17 protein-coding genes are annotated in these 15808 nt (G+C 72.6%); 9 read left to right on the forward strand and 8 right to left on the reverse strand.

Annotation, left to right across the window (positions count from 1 at the left end):
• The first annotated feature begins 47 nt into the window (after positions 1-47).
• The 4 genes from KI388_RS12165 to KI388_RS12180 all read left to right on the forward strand — a co-directional run bounded on the left by KI388_RS12165 (position 48) and on the right by KI388_RS12180 (position 4211).
• Positions 48-1325, forward strand: a complete 1278-nt coding sequence (locus tag KI388_RS12165) for an alanine--tRNA ligase-related protein (protein WP_215086880.1) — start codon at positions 48-50, stop codon at positions 1323-1325.
• Entirely contained in the window at positions 1322-2326 is a 1005-nt protein-coding gene (locus KI388_RS12170; protein ID WP_215086881.1) for an AIR synthase family protein, read from the forward strand. The genes KI388_RS12165 and KI388_RS12170 overlap by 4 nt, the downstream gene beginning before the upstream one ends.
• A gap of 86 nt (positions 2327-2412) precedes the next feature.
• The gene (locus KI388_RS12175; RefSeq protein ID WP_215086882.1) at positions 2413-3594 is read left to right on the forward strand and encodes an acyl-CoA dehydrogenase family protein; all 1182 of its coding nucleotides are present in this window, start codon (positions 2413-2415) and stop codon (positions 3592-3594) included.
• Complete coding sequence (locus tag KI388_RS12180) at positions 3591-4211, forward strand: HAD-IA family hydrolase (RefSeq protein ID WP_251133152.1); 621 nt, start codon at positions 3591-3593, stop codon at positions 4209-4211. The genes KI388_RS12175 and KI388_RS12180 overlap by 4 nt, the downstream gene beginning before the upstream one ends.
• A gap of 33 nt (positions 4212-4244) precedes the next feature.
• Here KI388_RS12180 and KI388_RS12185 read toward each other — a convergent pair whose 3' ends face one another.
• Entirely contained in the window at positions 4245-4628 is a 384-nt protein-coding gene (locus tag KI388_RS12185; protein WP_215086883.1) for a DUF5822 domain-containing protein, read from the reverse strand.
• A 150-nt stretch (positions 4629-4778) separates the two neighbouring features.
• Between KI388_RS12185 and panB the strand changes: the two genes are divergently transcribed.
• Positions 4779-5585 (forward strand): 3-methyl-2-oxobutanoate hydroxymethyltransferase, encoded by an 807-nt coding sequence (panB, locus tag KI388_RS12190; protein WP_215086884.1) that lies wholly within the window; start codon positions 4779-4781, stop codon positions 5583-5585.
• Positions 5586-5629: 44 nt separating this feature from the next.
• Here the strand turns inward: panB and KI388_RS12195 are convergent, their stop codons facing one another.
• The 4 genes from KI388_RS12195 to KI388_RS12210 all read right to left on the reverse strand — a co-directional run bounded on the left by KI388_RS12195 (position 5630) and on the right by KI388_RS12210 (position 9224).
• Positions 5630-6511: a type II CAAX endopeptidase family protein gene (locus KI388_RS12195; protein ID WP_215086885.1), complete on the reverse strand. Its 882-nt coding sequence runs from the start codon at positions 6509-6511 to the stop codon at positions 5630-5632.
• Positions 6512-6595: 84 nt separating this feature from the next.
• Positions 6596-7192: an NUDIX hydrolase gene (locus KI388_RS12200; RefSeq protein WP_215086886.1), complete on the reverse strand. Its 597-nt coding sequence runs from the start codon at positions 7190-7192 to the stop codon at positions 6596-6598.
• Between the two features lie 81 nt (positions 7193-7273).
• Positions 7274-7729: a hypothetical protein gene (locus KI388_RS12205; RefSeq protein ID WP_215086887.1), complete on the reverse strand. Its 456-nt coding sequence runs from the start codon at positions 7727-7729 to the stop codon at positions 7274-7276.
• Between the two features lie 49 nt (positions 7730-7778).
• Positions 7779-9224: a DNA polymerase IV gene (locus KI388_RS12210; RefSeq protein ID WP_215086888.1), complete on the reverse strand. Its 1446-nt coding sequence runs from the start codon at positions 9222-9224 to the stop codon at positions 7779-7781.
• A 182-nt stretch (positions 9225-9406) separates the two neighbouring features.
• Between KI388_RS12210 and KI388_RS12215 the strand changes: the two genes are divergently transcribed.
• On the forward strand, positions 9407-11191 hold the full coding sequence (locus tag KI388_RS12215; RefSeq protein ID WP_215086889.1) for a PAS domain S-box protein: 1785 nt from the start codon (positions 9407-9409) through the stop codon (positions 11189-11191).
• A 146-nt stretch (positions 11192-11337) separates the two neighbouring features.
• Entirely contained in the window at positions 11338-12654 is a 1317-nt protein-coding gene (locus tag KI388_RS12220) for an MFS transporter (RefSeq protein WP_215086890.1), read from the forward strand.
• A gap of 132 nt (positions 12655-12786) precedes the next feature.
• On the opposite strand, the gene KI388_RS12225 is transcribed toward KI388_RS12220, so the two are convergent.
• Together KI388_RS12225 and KI388_RS12230 are read right to left on the reverse strand one after the other, a co-directional pair.
• A complete protein-coding gene (locus KI388_RS12225; RefSeq protein ID WP_215086891.1) occupies positions 12787-13353 on the reverse strand; it encodes an adenylate kinase in 567 nt (188 codons plus the stop codon).
• Positions 13353-13640: a hypothetical protein gene (locus KI388_RS12230; RefSeq protein WP_215086892.1), complete on the reverse strand. Its 288-nt coding sequence runs from the start codon at positions 13638-13640 to the stop codon at positions 13353-13355. The genes KI388_RS12225 and KI388_RS12230 overlap by 1 nt, the downstream gene beginning before the upstream one ends.
• Before the next feature lie 139 nt (positions 13641-13779).
• Between KI388_RS12230 and KI388_RS12235 the strand changes: the two genes are divergently transcribed.
• Both KI388_RS12235 and KI388_RS12240 read left to right on the forward strand, forming a co-directional pair.
• A complete protein-coding gene (locus tag KI388_RS12235) occupies positions 13780-14058 on the forward strand; it encodes a zinc ribbon domain-containing protein (protein ID WP_215086893.1) in 279 nt (92 codons plus the stop codon).
• Positions 14059-14168: 110 nt separating this feature from the next.
• Positions 14169-14849 carry a phosphate ABC transporter permease gene (locus KI388_RS12240; protein WP_215086894.1) on the forward strand — a complete coding sequence of 227 codons (681 nt, stop codon included), beginning with the start codon at positions 14169-14171 and terminating at the stop codon, positions 14847-14849.
• A 45-nt stretch (positions 14850-14894) separates the two neighbouring features.
• On the opposite strand, the gene KI388_RS12245 is transcribed toward KI388_RS12240, so the two are convergent.
• Positions 14895-15752 carry a 3-hydroxyacyl-CoA dehydrogenase NAD-binding domain-containing protein gene (locus KI388_RS12245; protein WP_215086895.1) on the reverse strand — a complete coding sequence of 286 codons (858 nt, stop codon included), beginning with the start codon at positions 15750-15752 and terminating at the stop codon, positions 14895-14897.
• Positions 15753-15808: the final 56 nt, after the last annotated feature.

The following is a 15808-nucleotide window of genomic DNA, read 5'->3' on the forward strand; positions in this document are numbered from 1 at the left end:
GTTCCTCGGCGGCCATCTATTTACCCGACCGCGCCTACGACCCGGCAATGACCGCTTCACGCGCGCCGGCCGAGCCGACGGTCCGGGAGTTCGAAGCGACGGTCGACCGCGTCGACGGCCGCGAGGTCGTCCTCGACGAGACGTACTTCTACCCCGAGTCCGGCGGCCAACCGGCCGACAGGGGCACCCTCGACGGCCACCTCGTCGACGACGTGGTCGAACGAGACGGGGCGGTCGTCCACGTCCTCGACCCCGATGCGGCGGTCGACCTCGCGTCCGGCGACGAGGTCACGGGGCTCATCGACGACGCCTTCCGCACCTACTGCGCCCGGGCGCACACCGCCTCGCACGTGCTGTACGGGGCCGCGCGCCGGATCGCGGACGACCTCGGCTATGCCGGCTTCGACATCTCCGAAACGAAGGTCCGCGTCGACCTGACGACCGCCGAGCCGCTGGACGACGAGGACCTGATCGAGCTAGAGCGACTCGCCAACCGCGCCGTCTGGGACTCGCTGCCCGTCTCGTGGGCGACCCACTCGGCCGACGAGGCCCGCGATATCGACGGCATCGCGTTCAACACCAAGACCGAGGAGGGCGCGATGCGCGGCGGCGCGGTCCGCGTCGTGACGGTCGGCGGCGGCGCGGACGCCGGAGGCGACCCGGCGGCGGACCCGGACGCCGACCCGTGGGACGTCGCCGCCTGCGGCGGGACTCACGTCGAGAACACCGCGGAGATCGGCCCGATCGCGGTGCTGGACCGGTCGAACCCCGGCGAGGGCGAGACCCGCGTCGAGTTCGCGGTCGGCCCGACGGCGATAGACGAGTTCGGCGCGGTCCACGCGGCCGCGCTCGACGCCGCGACGACGCTCGACGCGCGCGTCGGTGACCTCCCGGACGCCGTCTCTCGGCTCCGCGAGGAGGCCGACCGGCTGGAGGCGGACCTGCGGGACGCCCGCGGGGAACTGCTCGCCGCCCGCCTGCGCGAGTTCCCGACCGCCGAGGTCGGCGGCGCGCGCTGGGCGATCGGCGCCGTCGACGACGCCGACCCGAACGACCTCCGAGAGCCGGCGACGGCGGCGATCGAGGCCGACGGCGACCTCGACGCCCTCGCCGCGGTCGGGACCGGCGACGCCCCGTTCGTCGTGGTCGCGGTCGGCGACGCGGCCAGCGGCGACGTAGGCGACACCGAAATCGGCGCGGGGGAGGTCGTGGGCGCGGTCACCGACGAGTTCGGCGGCGGGGGCGGCGGCGGCCCGACGTTCGCGCAGGGCGGCGGCCTCGACGCCGACCCCGAGGACGTCGCGGCGTGGCTCCGCGAGCGATGACCGGAAAACTGGGTCCCGACGCGCTCGCGGCGGCGCTCGCGGCGACCGGCGCGGCCGACGACGCCGTGACGCAGGGACCGGCCTACGGCGAGGACGCGGCCGCGATCGATCTCGCCGGCGCGGGGGAGACGCTCGTCGTCGCGGCCGACCCCCTGTCGCTGGCCGCGGAGTCGGTCGGAACGTTAGCGGTCCACGTCGCCTGCAACGACGTCGCCGCGAGCGGCGCCGACCCGCGGTGGCTCACGCACACGCTCTTTTTGCCCGACGACGACCCCGACCGCCTCCGGACCGTCGTCGAGCAGGTCGACGCGACCGCGCGCGACCTCGGCTGCGCGGTCGTCGGCGGGCACACCGAGGTGCTCGACGCCCTCGACCGCCCGCTCTGTGCGATGACCGCCATGGGAACGACGGACCGCTTCGCGTCGAGCGGCGGCGCCGAGCCGGGCGACCGGCTCCTGCTCACCAAGGGGGCGGCGATCGAGGCGACCGCGATCCTCGCGACCGACTTCCGCGAGGAGTGCCGGGAGGCGGGCGTCCCGGCCGCGACGCTCGACGCCGCCGCCGGGTTCCTCGACGAGGTGAGCGTCGTGCCCGACGCGGCCGCGGTCCGCGACGCCGCGACCGCGCTCCACGACCCGACCGAGGGCGGCGTGGCGACCGCGCTCGTCGAGACCGCGTCCGCGAGCGGGGCCGCCCTCGCCGTCGAGCGCGACGCGGTCCCGGTCCGGCCCGAGACCCGCGCCTGCTGTGACGCGCTCGGCGTCGACCCCCTCGCGGCGTTCGGCTCGGGCGCGCTGCTGGCGGCTGTCCCGCCGGACCGGGTCGACGACGCGCTCGGCGCGCTCGACGCGGCCGGGATCGAGGGGGCGGAGATCGGCGTCGTCGAGGCCGCCGAGGGGGGCGAGGCGGCGGGCACCGTTCGAATCGACGGAGAGCCCCTGACTGAGCCGCCCCGAGACGAGCTGTACCCCCTCTGGGAGGCGCGCGACGCGGGGGCGTAGGGCGCGTCGGCGCCGGTCGGGATCGGTCGGCCGAGGCGACCCCGGCGATCGCTCACCTTTTTCGGTGAGGGACCGAAGGCGGTGACATGACCGGAGCACGCGTCGGCTCGGCGCTCACCGACGAGCAGGTGGCGGTCCGCGACCTCGTCCGCGAGTTCGCGGCCGAGGAGGTCCGACCGACGGCCGCGGCGGCGGACGAGACGGAGACGTTCCCGGAGGGGGTGTGGGACGGGCTGGCGGAGCTGGGCCTGACCGGGCTGACCGTCCCCGAGGAGTACGGCGGGTTCGGCGCCGACGAGACGACCTACGCGGTCGTCAACGAGGCGCTGGCCCACGGGTCGCTCGCGGTCGCGACCGCGCTGTCGGTCCACTGCCTCGCGACCTCCTGTCTCGCGGAGTTCGGCAGTGAGGCCCAGCGCGAGGCGTGGCTCCCGGAGATGGCGGAGACCGGCCGGCCGGTCGGGATGTTCTGCCTCTCCGAGCCGCAGGCGGGGTCGAACCCCGCCCAGATGTCGACGACCGCGACGTACGACCCCGAAGCGGACGAGTACGTCCTGAACGGCGAAAAGCAGTGGATCACGAACGGGCAGCGGGGCGGGGTGGCTATCGTCTTCGCGAAGGCCGCGCGCGGGGACGACGCCGACTCTGACGACGCCGACGACGCGATCACCCAGTTCCTCGTCCCGGCCGACACGGACGGGTTCGAGGTCGGCAAGAAGGAGGAGAAGCTCGGGCTGCGCGCCTCGGACACGACCGGGATCACCTTCGACGGCTGTCGGGTCCCGGCGGAGAACCGGCTCACAGAGGAGGGGAAGGGGCTCTCCGCGGCCTTCCGGACGCTCACCGAGGGCCGGATCGGCATCGCGGCGCAGGCGGTCGGGGTCGCGCAGGCCGCGCTCGACGAGGCGGAGTCGTACGCCGAGGAGCGCGAGCAGTTCGACCGGCCGATCGCTGACATCCAGACGATCCGGCACAAGATCGCGGAGATGTCGACCGACGTGTCGGCCGCGCGGCTGCTCGTCCGCGAGGCGTGCCGGCAGGCGGAGGCGGGCGAGGACTACCGCGTCGCCGCCTCGAGGGCGAAGTACCGCGCCAGCGAGGCCGCCATGTCCGTGACGAACGAGGCGGTCCAGATCCACGGCGGCTACGGCTACACGACCGAGTTCGACGTCGAGCGGTTCTACCGCGACGCGAAGATCACGGAGATATACGAGGGGACGACCGAGGTCCAGAAGACGATCATCGCCCGGGGGGTGTTCGGCGAGTGAGCGACGGCGGCCCCCCTCGCCCCGTCGACTACGACGCGGTCGTCTACGACCTCGACGGCACGCTCGTCCGGCTCGCGGTCGACTGGGACGCCGTCGCGGACGCGGTCCTCGACGTGTACGCCGAGCGCGCGCTCATCCCGCCGACCGAGGAGCTGTGGGACCTGCTCGGCGCGGCCGACGAGTACGGGATCCGGCCGGAGGTCGAGGCGGCCATCGCGGACCACGAGCGGACCGGCGCCCGCGAGTCCACGCGGCTCCCGCTCGGGGACGGGCTCGCGGCCGGGAGCGGCGGCGACGCGGGGGGCGAGTCGGGCACGGCCGCCGACCCCGCTCGCTCCCACCCGCCCGCCGGCGTCTGCTCGCTCAACTGCGAGGAGGCGTGCCGGATCGCGGTCGAGACGCACAGGCTCGGCGAGGCGCTCGTCTCCGACGCCATCGTCGGCCGCGACACCGTCGAGACCCACAAGCCGGACCCCGAGTCGCTGCTCGCCGCGGTCGACCGGCTCGGGGCCGTCCCGGAAGACGCGCTGTTCGTGGGCGACTCGCGGAGCGACGCGGTCACCGCCGAGCGCGCCGGCGTCGAGTTCGCGTGGGTCTCGGACCTACTCAACGAGTAACACGCGCCGAGAAGGGAGCGCTGTCGACCGCCTTTAATCGCCTTTTTCCGCTTCGTCGTCCGTGTCGTCAGCGTCGACGCCGTCGTCTGCGTCAGCTCCATCGTCAGCGTCGACGCCGTCGTCACCGCCCGCGCCGTCGTCGCTCTCGTCAGGCTCTCCGCCGCCGTCACTGCCCGCGCCGCCGTCGCCGGCCTCGGCCCGCTTCGCGTACAGCGCGACGGCGACCGCGGTGATGAACCAGATGGGGGCGCCGACCCGGACCGCGAACGCGGCGCGCGCGCCCCACGAGTCCAGCGTCACGAGCGTCGACAGCAGGGCCGCGGCGGGGGCGCCGACGAGGATGGTGACGACGAACGTCGTCTGCATCACCCACGCGTAGTCGACCCCCTCGTACTCGGCCCGCTCGACTGGTTGCACGGGACGAGTTCCGCGTCGGAGCGGCAAATCGGTGGCGGTCGCCGCCGCGGCGGTCGGTCGCGCCGGCGCCGGACGCAGCGGTGACCGCGCCGCCGCGCTCGCTTTCCGGTTCCCGACGATTTTACGGCGTCGCGCGGGTGACTCCGAGGCATGACCACGACCCGGGGACTCCGAGACGACGACGAGCCGATCACGATGCTGACCGCCTACGACGCCCCGACAGCGGCGGTCGTCGACGAGGCCGGCATCGACGTCGTCCTCGTCGGGGACAGCATGGGCAACGCCGCCCTCGGCTACGACTCCACGCTCCCCGTGACGTTCGACGAGGTCGCGAGCCGGACCGCGGCGGTCGCGCGCGCGACCGAGGACGCCTTAGTCGTCGCGGACATGCCGTTCCTCTCGTTCGGCGTCGAGGAGGCCGAGTCCGTGCGGAACGCGGGCCGCCTGCTGAAGGAGGCGAACGCGGACGCGGTGAAAATCGAGAGCGGCCCGCACACCGTCTCGACCACGCGCCGCATGACGGAGGTCGGGATTCCGGTGATGGCGCACCTCGGCTTGACCCCCCAGCACGTGAACCGGCTCGGCGGTTACACCAGACAGGGGACCGAGCAGGACGCCGCCGAGGAGATAATCGAGCTGGCGGGCGAGCACGCCGACGCCGGGGCGTTCGCGCTCGTGTTGGAGCACGTCCCGGCGAACCTCGCGGGCGCGGTGACCGAGGCCCTCGAAATCCCGACGATCGGCATCGGCGCGGGCCCCGACTGCGACGGGCAGGTGCTGGTGATCAACGACGCGGTCGGTCTCGGGGAGTGGTCGCCGCCGTTCGCGGAGCAGTTCGGCGACGTCCGCGGGGAGATGGTCGACGCGGTCGAGGCGTACGGGGAGGCGGTGACGAGCGGCGAGTTCCCCGCCGAGGAGCACTCGCACGTCGAGGAGGAGCTAGAGGACCTGTACTGATCCGCGCCGACCGCGGCGTGCGCGACGGCCGACTCGGCCGCGGCTCAGACCGGGAGGAACCCGAGGACGGCCGGCAGTTCGCTCGGGTCCACCTGCGTCACCGTGACGTAGAGGGCGGTGAACAGCACGGCGTTGTGGAGGCCGTGGAGCAGCGCGGGGACGACGAGGTTCTCGGTGTACTCGTACACCGCGCCGAACACGAGGCTCGGGACGAAGAGGATGGAGACGGTCGTCAGCCGGGCGGAGAGCCCGCCGGTCAGGGCCATCACGTGGATGGTCGCGAAGATGGCGGCCGAGAGCAGGATCGAGGGGGCCGCCGGCAGCGACTCGCGGAGCCGCCCCTGGACGACACCGCGGTAGAGGATTTCCTCGCAGGGACCGATGACGAGGAACGACGCGGCGATGAAAAGCGGGATGATCGCCGGGTTCCCCATCGCCAGTTCCGCGCTCTGGTTCGACGCGGTCTCCGTGCCGAGCAGCTGGACGATACTCGAGACCACGAGGATCAGGATTAAGATTACGACCCAGCTGCCGAGCACGATCCCGACCTCCTTGAGGCTCGGCACCCGGACGCCGAGATACGAGACGATCCCCTCGCGGTCGAAGCCGCGCCACGCGAGGTAGCCGACCGCCAGCCCGCCGAAGGCGACGTACTGGCCGAAGATCAGCGTGAGGACGACGTTCGCGGTCAGGGAGAGGCCCCCCTCGACGACCGCGTCGATCGCGAAGACCGCGACCCCGCTCGCCAGCGCGATCACCGGTCCGAGCACGCCGAGGAGCAGCGCGGCCGCGACGGCCCGTCCCGGGGACCCGCCGGCCCGTTCCGACCCGCCCGCGTCGTCGGAGACGGGGTCCGGGTCGACCTCGTCGAACTCGTCGCGGACCCCGCCGTCCGGGGTCAGGTCGCCGCTGGAGGGATCTGTCATTGCTTCGCGTAGGGCCCGCCCAGCAAAATGGTTGTCCGTGTCGGAAGCCGGCGGGCGGCTACGGCGGGACCGCGCGGACCGGGATCACCGGTGGAGCAGTTCGTACCACAGCACCGCGGTGACGGCCCTCCCGTCGCGCAGTTCGTCGTCGACGACCGCGGCGAGCAGGTCGTCGTACGGCACCGTCTCGACCGCGATCGACTCGTTGTGGTCTAAGTCGCGGTCCGCGGTCGGCTCGCAGCCGGTCGCCAGCACGTGGTGGTGGACCGCGTTCGCCATCCCGTTCGTCGGCTCCACGGTCGTCAGCCGCTCGAACGAGTCGGCCTCGTAGCCCGTCTCCTCCGCGAGTTCGCGCGCCGCGGCGCGCTCTATCGCCTCCGTCGTCGGGTCCTCGGCGTCCGCCCCGTCGCCCGCCGCGCCGTCGTCCGGCTCCATCGTTCCGGCCGGGATCCCGCGGTTCACCCGACCGACGGCCTGTCGCCACTCGTCGATGACCACGACGTCGCCGTCGGGCGTCAGCGGGAGCACTACGACCGCCGGCGGCTCGTCGACGTAGTGGAACCCGTCGGTCTCGCCGCCCGGGAACCGAACCTCGTCCCGGCGCACGTCGAAGCCGGGGCAGCCGTAGTCGATGTCGCTGTCGAGCGTCTCCCACGCGAGGTCGGCGGCTGGGTCGTCCATGGATCGCGGTGGTCGCTCGCGCACCTAAACCCCCGCACTCGGCGGGGGCGTCGCTCGCCCGGAGGGCCGCCGGCGGGGACGCTACTCCGCGGACGCGTCTCGCTGGCGGTCGCGAACCTCGTCGACCGCGAGGCGCGCGAGCGCGCCGGCGACCCACGCGAGCGTCCCCAGCGCGAGGGCCTCGACGCCGACGAACACGAGCCCGTCGAGTCCGAGGAGCGCGGCGACGCGCTCGCCGAGGGGTCGCCCCGAGAGCCCGAGCAGGTAGTGGTCGGCGTTGCTCCCGAGCAGCGCGCCGTATACGGAGAGCCACGCGAGCGCGACCCCGGCGCCTCGGTAGGCGACGCCCGCGGTCACGAGGACGCCGAGGACCGCGGCGTCGAACGCGAGGAACACCACCCCGCCGGCGTGAGCGAAGACGCCCAGCGCGTAGGCGGCGAAGGAGGTCAAAAAGAGCAGCGGCGGCACAAGGAGTCGGTACCGACGCGGCGAGCCGTTCGGGGTCGAGCCGAGGAGGAGGCGGCGAGCGAGGGACACGCGCCCGAATCGTCTCGACTCCGTGATAAATCCACGCGTCGAGCGCGACTCACGACCAGTCGCCAAGCGACGCCTGTCCGTCGCCGGTCCGGCGCTCGGCGTCGCCCCCCGGCGCGTCGCCCTCCGCGGTCGGCTCCCCGTCGACCCAGTCGGTGAGCTTCCCGCCGTCGCCGTCGGTGGCAGTCCTCCGCCCCTCCGGCCCGGGGGGCCGATCGGCCGCGCCCTCGCGCTCGCTCCCGTTCCCCTCGCCCGGTTCGAAGCCGCCGAGCGTCGCCTGGTCGGTCTCCGCGAAGTCGAGCTTGGAGACGCGCACGCCGAGCTTCCGGACCCGGGCCTCGTCGAACTCCCCCAGCAGGTCGAGCGCCACCTCCTCGACGAGGTCCGGGTCGTCGACGGGACCGGGGAGGCTCCGGGCGCGAGTGTTGACGTCGAACGGCGGCTCGACCGCCTTGATCCCGATCGTGCGGTAGAGGCAGCCCCGCTCGCGGGCGCGGCGGGCCACGTCGGCGGCGAGCGCCGACACCGTCTCCCGCTTCGTCGCCTCGTCGGCGGTCGTCGGCAGCGCCGACTCGCGCGAGAGGCTCTTCGGGAGGCCGGTCGGCGTCACCTCGCGGTCGTCGTCGCCCGCGGCGCGTCTGGACAGCTCCGGGCCGCGCTCGCCAAGCTCCGCGGCGAGGCGGTCGCGGTCGGCGGCGGCCAGGTCGCCGGCCGTCTCGATCCCCAGCTCCGCCAGCGTGTCCTCGGTCACCGGGCCGACGCCGTGGACGTCGGCGGTCGGCAGCGGCGCGAGGAACTCCGCGACCGTCCCCGGCGGCACGACGACCAGCCCGTCGGGCTTGTCGGCGTCGCTGGCGACCTTCGCGGCCGACATGTTCGGCGCGACGCCGACGCTCGCCGGCACCCCGGCCTCGCGCTCGATGCGCTGTTTGACGTGGCGGGCGTACCCCTCCGCGAGCGTCCGCGCCGACGCGGGCCCGGCGGCGGTGCTGGGCGAGGGGTCGTCGCCGTCGCCCGCGGCCGTCCACGCGGTCCGGTCGGTGACGTCGAGGTACGCCTCGTCGATGCTCACCTCGCGGCGGGTGTCGGCGCAGTCGCGCAGCACCGCCTTCACCTCGCCGGCCACGTCCTCGTAGAAGTCGAGGTCGACCGGGACGTACCGCCCGGTCTCCCCCGGGTCCGGCGCGTCCGGGTCGTCGGGGTCGGCGTCGGCGCGGCGGGGGAGCAGCTCTAACGCCTTCGAGATGGGCATCGCGCTCTCGACGCCGAACGCGCGGGCCTCGTAGCTCGCCGTCGCGACCGCGCCGATCGACTCGCCCGGCTCGTACCCCATCCCGACCACGACGGGCTCGCCCGCGAGTTCGGGGCGGCGCAGCCGCTCGCAGGAGGCGTAAAAGCAGTCCATATCGACGTGACAGACGACGCGGTCGGGCGCGTCGTCGTCCCCGCCGCCGGCGCCGGGGAGCGTCTCCCCGGCACCGGGCGTCCCGCCGCTCATCGCGTTCGGCTCCGCGCTCCGCGGACTTAAGAATCCGCCACGCGCGCCGGAACCGAACGCGAACCGCCTTCGCCCCGATCTCGGCCGCTCTCGGCGCGGCTCGGGACGGTCGTCCCCCGCTCAGATCCAGATCCGATAGCCGGGGCGGTAGTCGTTTATTCCGCGCGCCCGTTAATCTCCGTATGCCCGCATCGATCGACGTGTTACACGTCGACGACGACCCGTCAGTCCTCGATCTCACGGAGGCGTACTTCGAGCAAGAGATCGACTCGGTGGCGGTGACGAGCGTCACCGATCCGGAGACGGCGCTGGACCGGCTCGACGAGGAGTCGTTCGACTGCGTCGTCAGCGACTACGACATGCCGCCGATGGACGGACTGGAGTTCTTCGACGCCCTGCGCGAGCGCGACCACCGGCTCCCCTTCGTGCTGTACACCGGGAAGGGGTCCGAGGAGATCGCGAGCCAGGCGCTCAACGCCGGCGTCACCGGCTACTTCCAGAAGGGCGGGCCCGAACAGCTCCGCCGCCTCGCGAACCGCGTCGACCAGGCCGTCGAGGAGTACCGGACCAAGGAGATCGCCGACCGCTACTCGACGGTCATCGAGGCGCTCGGCTACCCCGTCTACGTCGTCGACGAGACCGGCGTCTTCCGGTTCGTCAACGAGCCGTTCGCCGAGTTGACCGGCTACGACCGCGAGGAGATCATCGGAAGCAAACCCGAGATAATAAAATGCGAGGAGGCGGTCCACGAGTCGGAGGACCGCCTCGGGACGATCCTCTCGAGCTCCGGACCGGAGGTCCAGCGGTTCCGCGTCGACATCGACCCGAAAGCGGGCGACCCGATCCCCTGCCGGGACCACATGGCGGCCCTGCCGTATGAGGGCGAGTGCTTCGACGGGAGCGTCGGCATCCTGCGCGACATTTCCGACGAGGTGGAGCGGCGTCAAGAGCTGGGAACGAAGACTCGGGCGCTCGAGGAGGCCCCCGTCGGGATCACCATCACGGACCCCACGCAGCCGGACAACCCGATGGTGTACGTCAACGACCGGTTCGTCGAGATGACGGGCTACGACCGCGAGGAGTCGATCGGCGTCAACTGCCGGTTCCTTCAGGGGCCGGACACCGAGGAGGAGTCGGTCCGGGAGCTCCGCGAGGCGGTCGACGCCGACGAGCCGACGAGCGTCGAACTGCTGAACTACCGGAAGGACGGGACGGAGTTCTGGAGCCGGGTGAGCATCGCCCCGATAAGCGACGCCGACGGGACCGTCACGCACTGGGTCGGCTTCCAAGAGGACATCACGGAGTTCAAAGACCGGGAGGCCGCCCTCGAACGGCAGAACGACCGGCTCGACTCCTTCGCCAGCATCGTCTCGCACGACCTCCGGAACCCGCTGAACGTCGCGCAGGGGCGCGTCCAGCTGGCGCGCGAGGCGTCCGGCGACGCGGAGAACTTAGACGCCGCCCTCGTCGCGCTCGAACGGATGGAGTCGATAGTCGAGCGCACCCTCGCGCTCGCCCGGGAGGGGGAGACCGTCGGGGACCCGGAACACGTCGCGCTCGCGGCGGTGGTCGACGACAGCTGGTCGACCGTCGACACCGCGGACGCGACCCTCTCGGTCGAGACCGACCGGGAGGTGCTCGCGGACCCGGACCGCCTCCGGAACCTCTTCGAGAACCTGATTCGCAACGCGGTCGACCACGCGGGCGAGGCCGTCTCGATCCGCGTCGGCGACCTTCCGGACGGGTTCTTCGTCGAGGACGACGGGCCGGGGATCGACCCCGCGGTCGCGGACTCGCTCTTCCAGCCCGGCGAGAGCGGGGCCGCGGGCAACACCGGGTTCGGACTCGCGATCGTCCAGGAGATCGCCACCGCGCACGGCTGGACCGTCGAGGCGACGACGGGCGAGGGCGGCGGCGCGCGGTTCGAGGTTCGCGGCGTCGACAAGCGGACGCCGGCGGCGCCCTGAGACCGCCGCCCTCCTCTCCGACCCCTCTCTTGCCCCCGTAGTGGCCGACGGTGACGGCTCCCCCGCTCGGCGTCGGCTCCCGCCGAAAGCGGATCGACTCCCCCCGTTCACAAGCGCCTTTATGCTCCGTTCCGAATCCGGAGTAAATGGGACTGCTTTCCGGCGTCACCGACACCGACCGGCGCGTGATCGTGTTGGCGCTCGCGCGGATGGTCGGCGCCGCCGGGAACTCCTTTCTCATCGTCGTCCTCCCGCTGTACATCACCAGCGACCTCGTCGACATCGAGGGGCTGCTCGGGACCGAGGTCGGCGTCGGCGCGGCCGCGGTCACGCTGACCGAGCCGCTGCTCATCGGGGTCGTGCTCTCGCTTTTCGGCTTCCTCAACAGTCTCTCGCAGCCGTTCACGGGCAGGCTCTCCGACCGCGTCGGCGCGCGGCGCCCCTTCGTGCTCGCCGGAATCCTCCTCCTCGGGACCGCGAGCGGGCTGTACACGATCGCGACGAGCTACCCGGCGCTGGTCGCGCTGCGCGCGATACAGGGGCTCGGCGCGGCGCTCATCATCCCCGCGACGGTCGCCTTAGTGAACGAGTACGCCGCGAGCGACGCTGACCGCGGGGGCAACTTCGGGGTGTACAACACGTTCCGACTCATCGGGTTCGGCTTCGGACCGATCGTCGCGGGCGCGGTCGTCGAGGCGGGGCCGTACGACCTGTCGCCCGTCGGACTCCCGGTCCTCGACGGGTTCGACGCCGCCTTCGTCGCGGCCTGCGCGGGGGCGTACCTCAGCTTCGCCCTCGTCTTCCTGCTCGTCCGCGACGCCGACGTCGAGGCCGAGGCGGGCGACGACGTCTCGATCCGGGTCCGCGGCGAGGACCGCCTGCTTGACCCGGTGTTCACGCTGGGACTCGCCACCGTCGCCATGGGCGCGTGCATCGCGCTGTTCGCGACGCTTCAGACTCAGGTGAACGTCCGGCTCGACCAGGCCCCGATCTGGTTCGGCGCGCAGTTCGCGGCCGTGACGATCGCCAACGTGATATTTCAGGTCCCGGTGGGCCGCGCCAGCGACCGGATCGGTCGCCGGCCCTTCCTCCTCGCCGGCTTCGTCCTCCTCGTGCCGACGACCTTCCTTCAGGGGGTGGTGACGGAGCCGGCGCTGATGATGCTCGTCCGGCTGGGGCAGGGGGTCGCGGTCGCGTGCGTGTTCGCGCCGTCGCTCGCGCTCGCCGGCGACCTCGCGCGGGAGGGCGAGTCGGGGACCACCCTCTCCGTGCTCACGATGGGATTCGGCTTCGGCGTCGCCTTGGGGCCGCTGGCGTCCGGCTGGCTCTACGGCTTCGGCTTCGTCGTCCCCTTCGCGGTCGGGGCCGCGGCCGCCGCGGTCGCCCTCGTCGCGGTGTTCACGCAGGTCGAGGAGACGCTGAACGTCGACGACGAGCCGGCGGCTGCGGCGGGCGCGGACTGACGCCAGGCGGTCGCCGCCGGGCCGCCGGCGCCGACCCCTCCGCCGGGGAGACCCGGCCGTCCGCGCGCAAGAGGGCCGCAGCGCGGTCCGAGCCCCGCTCGCTCCGTAGGTGTCCCCGCACCGCCGCTCCCACTACTCCGTCGCCGCCACGGTCTCGACCACCTGCTCGACGGCCTCCGTCACGCTCCCCTCGTTCTCGACGAACTGGACCGGGGCGTTCCGCTCGCGGGCGTACTCGAGTGCCGCCGTCCGGTTGAGGTCCTGCTCGAACTCGATCTCTCGTTCCGTGGCCGACGTCGAGCTGCGGCCGCTCTCGCTCCGCCGCTCAATGACCGTGGACGGGTCGGCCTCGACGAGGACGAACGTGGACGGCGCGACGTCGCGGAGCACGCCCTCCGGGAGCCCGTGGATGTAGCCGGCGTCCGTCTTGACAGCCAGGTGCGTCGAGAGGATGATGTCGTTCGTCTCGGACCGGTCGGCGACGTACTCGGCAGCCCGCCGCTGTAACCGTAGCGTCTCCCTCTGGGACAGCGACGACAGCCCCTCCCGGTCCACGGCGATTTCGCGCGCCATCGCCTGTTCGAGCATCACGTCCCCGAAGTTGAGCAGCAGGTACTCCTCGTCGAGCTGCCGACGCACCCGCTGACAGATGCTCGTGAGCCCGACCCCGGTGACGCCGGAGATCAGCGTCACGGACATCAGAACTGCACCTCGCCCATGTCTTCGGGGTCCGACGACCCGCTCCGGTCGTCGTAGTACTTCCGGCCGATGAACCCGTCGCTGACGAAGGTCATCAGCGTGCCGTAAAGCCCGTCCGGCGACCGGAACTCCTCGGCGTCCGCCCGTTCGAGGATCTCCCCAATCGTCTCGTTTTCCCCTCCCGGCGCTTCGAGTTCCGTGTCACCGACCGCTTCGAGCACCGCATCGCGCGTCGCGGGGAACTTGAGCTCCCGCGCGAACAGGTCCCGCGTTTCTGGTAGCCGCATACGTGTGTGTTATTATTCAACACAAATGAGTCGTCCGGTCGGATCGCGGCGACGGTCGCGCGTCCCTCGAGCGTCACCGAAGCGGGATCGTCCGGAGCCGACGCGCGCTTTTATCCCGGCCGCGGCCGAACCGCCCCGTGTGCCGAGCGACCGCCTCCGCTGCGTCGAGTGCCGCGAGCCGATCCCCGCCGACGCGCGGATCTGTCCGCACTGCCGGACCATCCAACCCTCGCCGCTGCTGGACGTCGGCGTCGTCGTCGCCGGCGTGTTCGCGCTGCTCTTCGGCGTCGTCCTGGCGGTGATGACCGTCGGGACCAGCCGCCTCCTCGGGTTCCTCCTGCTCGTCGTCGGCTTCGGCCTCGCCGTCGGCGGCTACACGCGGTACATCGACCGGCAGGCGGCGAGCCGCTCGCGGTGAGGCCGCCCCCTCCCGGCGATCGCGACCGACCGCCCCCGACCTCCCGACCCGCGCTTTCCCGTCGTCTCGGTCGCGACAATTTAAGTATCAGCGACCGCCACGATACGGACATGCTCACCCCACTCAACGGCGGCTTGGTCCTCGCGGGGCTGCTGCTCGCGTTCGTCGGCGCGGCGGTCTCCGTCTACGCGGTGACGCTGACCGGGCTGCTCGTCGGCGCCGGCGCCGGCTACCTCTTCGCGCCGAACGTCGTCGGTCTGGTCGCGGTCGACGGGGCCGTCCTCACCGCCGGGGCGGTCGCGCTCGGCGGCCTCCTCGGCGGGTTCATCGCGTACGCCGGCCTCTCGTTCGCCGTGCTGGGAATCGGCGGCGTCGTCGGCGGATTTGCCGGTCGGTTCGCCGTTGGCCCGCTGTACGCGGCGGACGCGGCGGGAATCGAGGGGACGGCGCTGCTCGTCGGCGCGACGCTCGCGGGCGTCGCGGTCGGCGCGCTGTTCGGGTTCGTCCTCACGCGGACGACGCTCGTGGTCGCGTCCGCGCTCATCGGCGCGGCGTTCGCCTCCCGGTCGCTCACGCCGGCGAGCTTCGAGACCGCCGCCGCGGAGACGACGGTCGAGCCGCTCCTCTTCGACCTGTCCGCGCCCGCGTTCCTCGCCGTGTTCGCCCTCGGGACGCTCTCGCAGCTCGGCCTGTTCAAGTTCGGCTACGTGACGCGGCTGGTCGGGCTGCTGCCGGGCGCGCGTCGGTGGACGGCCGACGACGACCGCGACGGCGACGCGGACGCGGCCTAACCGCGCCGCGTTCCGCCTCGGCCGCCGACCGCGCGGCCCGGCGGCTCACTCGTACTCGTAGAAGCCGCGGCCGGTCTTCTTCCCGAGGTCGCCCGCCTCCACCTTGCGCTTGAGGAGGTACGCCGGCTTGTAGCGGTCGCCCAGCTCCTCGTGGAGCGTCTCGCTGGCGTCGAGCGCCACGTCGAGCCCGATGTGGTCGGCGAGTTCGAGCGGTCCCATCGGAACGTTCGTGCCGAGTTTCATCCCGCGGTCGACGTCGGCCTTCTCCGCGACGCCCTCGTCGTACGCGCGGATCCCCTCGTTTATCCACGGCATCAGGATGCGGTTGGTGACGAAGCCGGGCTTGTCGTCGGCCTCCCACGTCTCCTTGCCGAGGTCCGCGGCGAAGGCGTGCGCGAAGTCGACGACGGCGGGGTCGGTGCGCTCGCCCACCACGACCTCGACGCCGTCCATGATCGGGACGGGGTTCATGAAGTGGAGGCCGACCACGTCGCTCGCGCGGTCCGTCGCGCTGGCGACGCTCGTGATAGACAGCGTGGAGGTGTTCGTCGCGAGGACGGCGTCGTCGTCGGTGACGCGGTCCAGGTCGTCGAACACGTCGCGTTTCACGTCGAGGTCCTCTATCACGGCCTCGACGACGACGTCGGCGGCCGCGAGGTCGTCGAGGTCGGTCGTGCCCGCGATCCGGTCGCGGATCGCCGCCGGCTCCTCGTCGAGCGCGTCCTTGCCGGCCAGCCGGTCGAGGCTGTCCTCGACGCTGTCGAGGCCGCGCTCGACGTACTCGGGCTCGACGTCGCGCATCACCACGTCGTAGCCCGCCGTCGCCGCGACCTGCGCGATGCCGTTGCCCATCGTCCCGGCGCCGACGACGCCGACGACGTCGACCGCGGAGAGTTCTCGCATGCGGACCGCTGCCGCGCCGCGGGTGGTAAGTATTGCGGAAGTCGGTGCCGAGCGCG

This window comes from Halorubrum sp. 2020YC2 (assembly GCF_018623055.1).
Taxonomy (GTDB): Archaea; Halobacteriota; Halobacteria; order Halobacteriales; family Haloferacaceae; genus Halorubrum.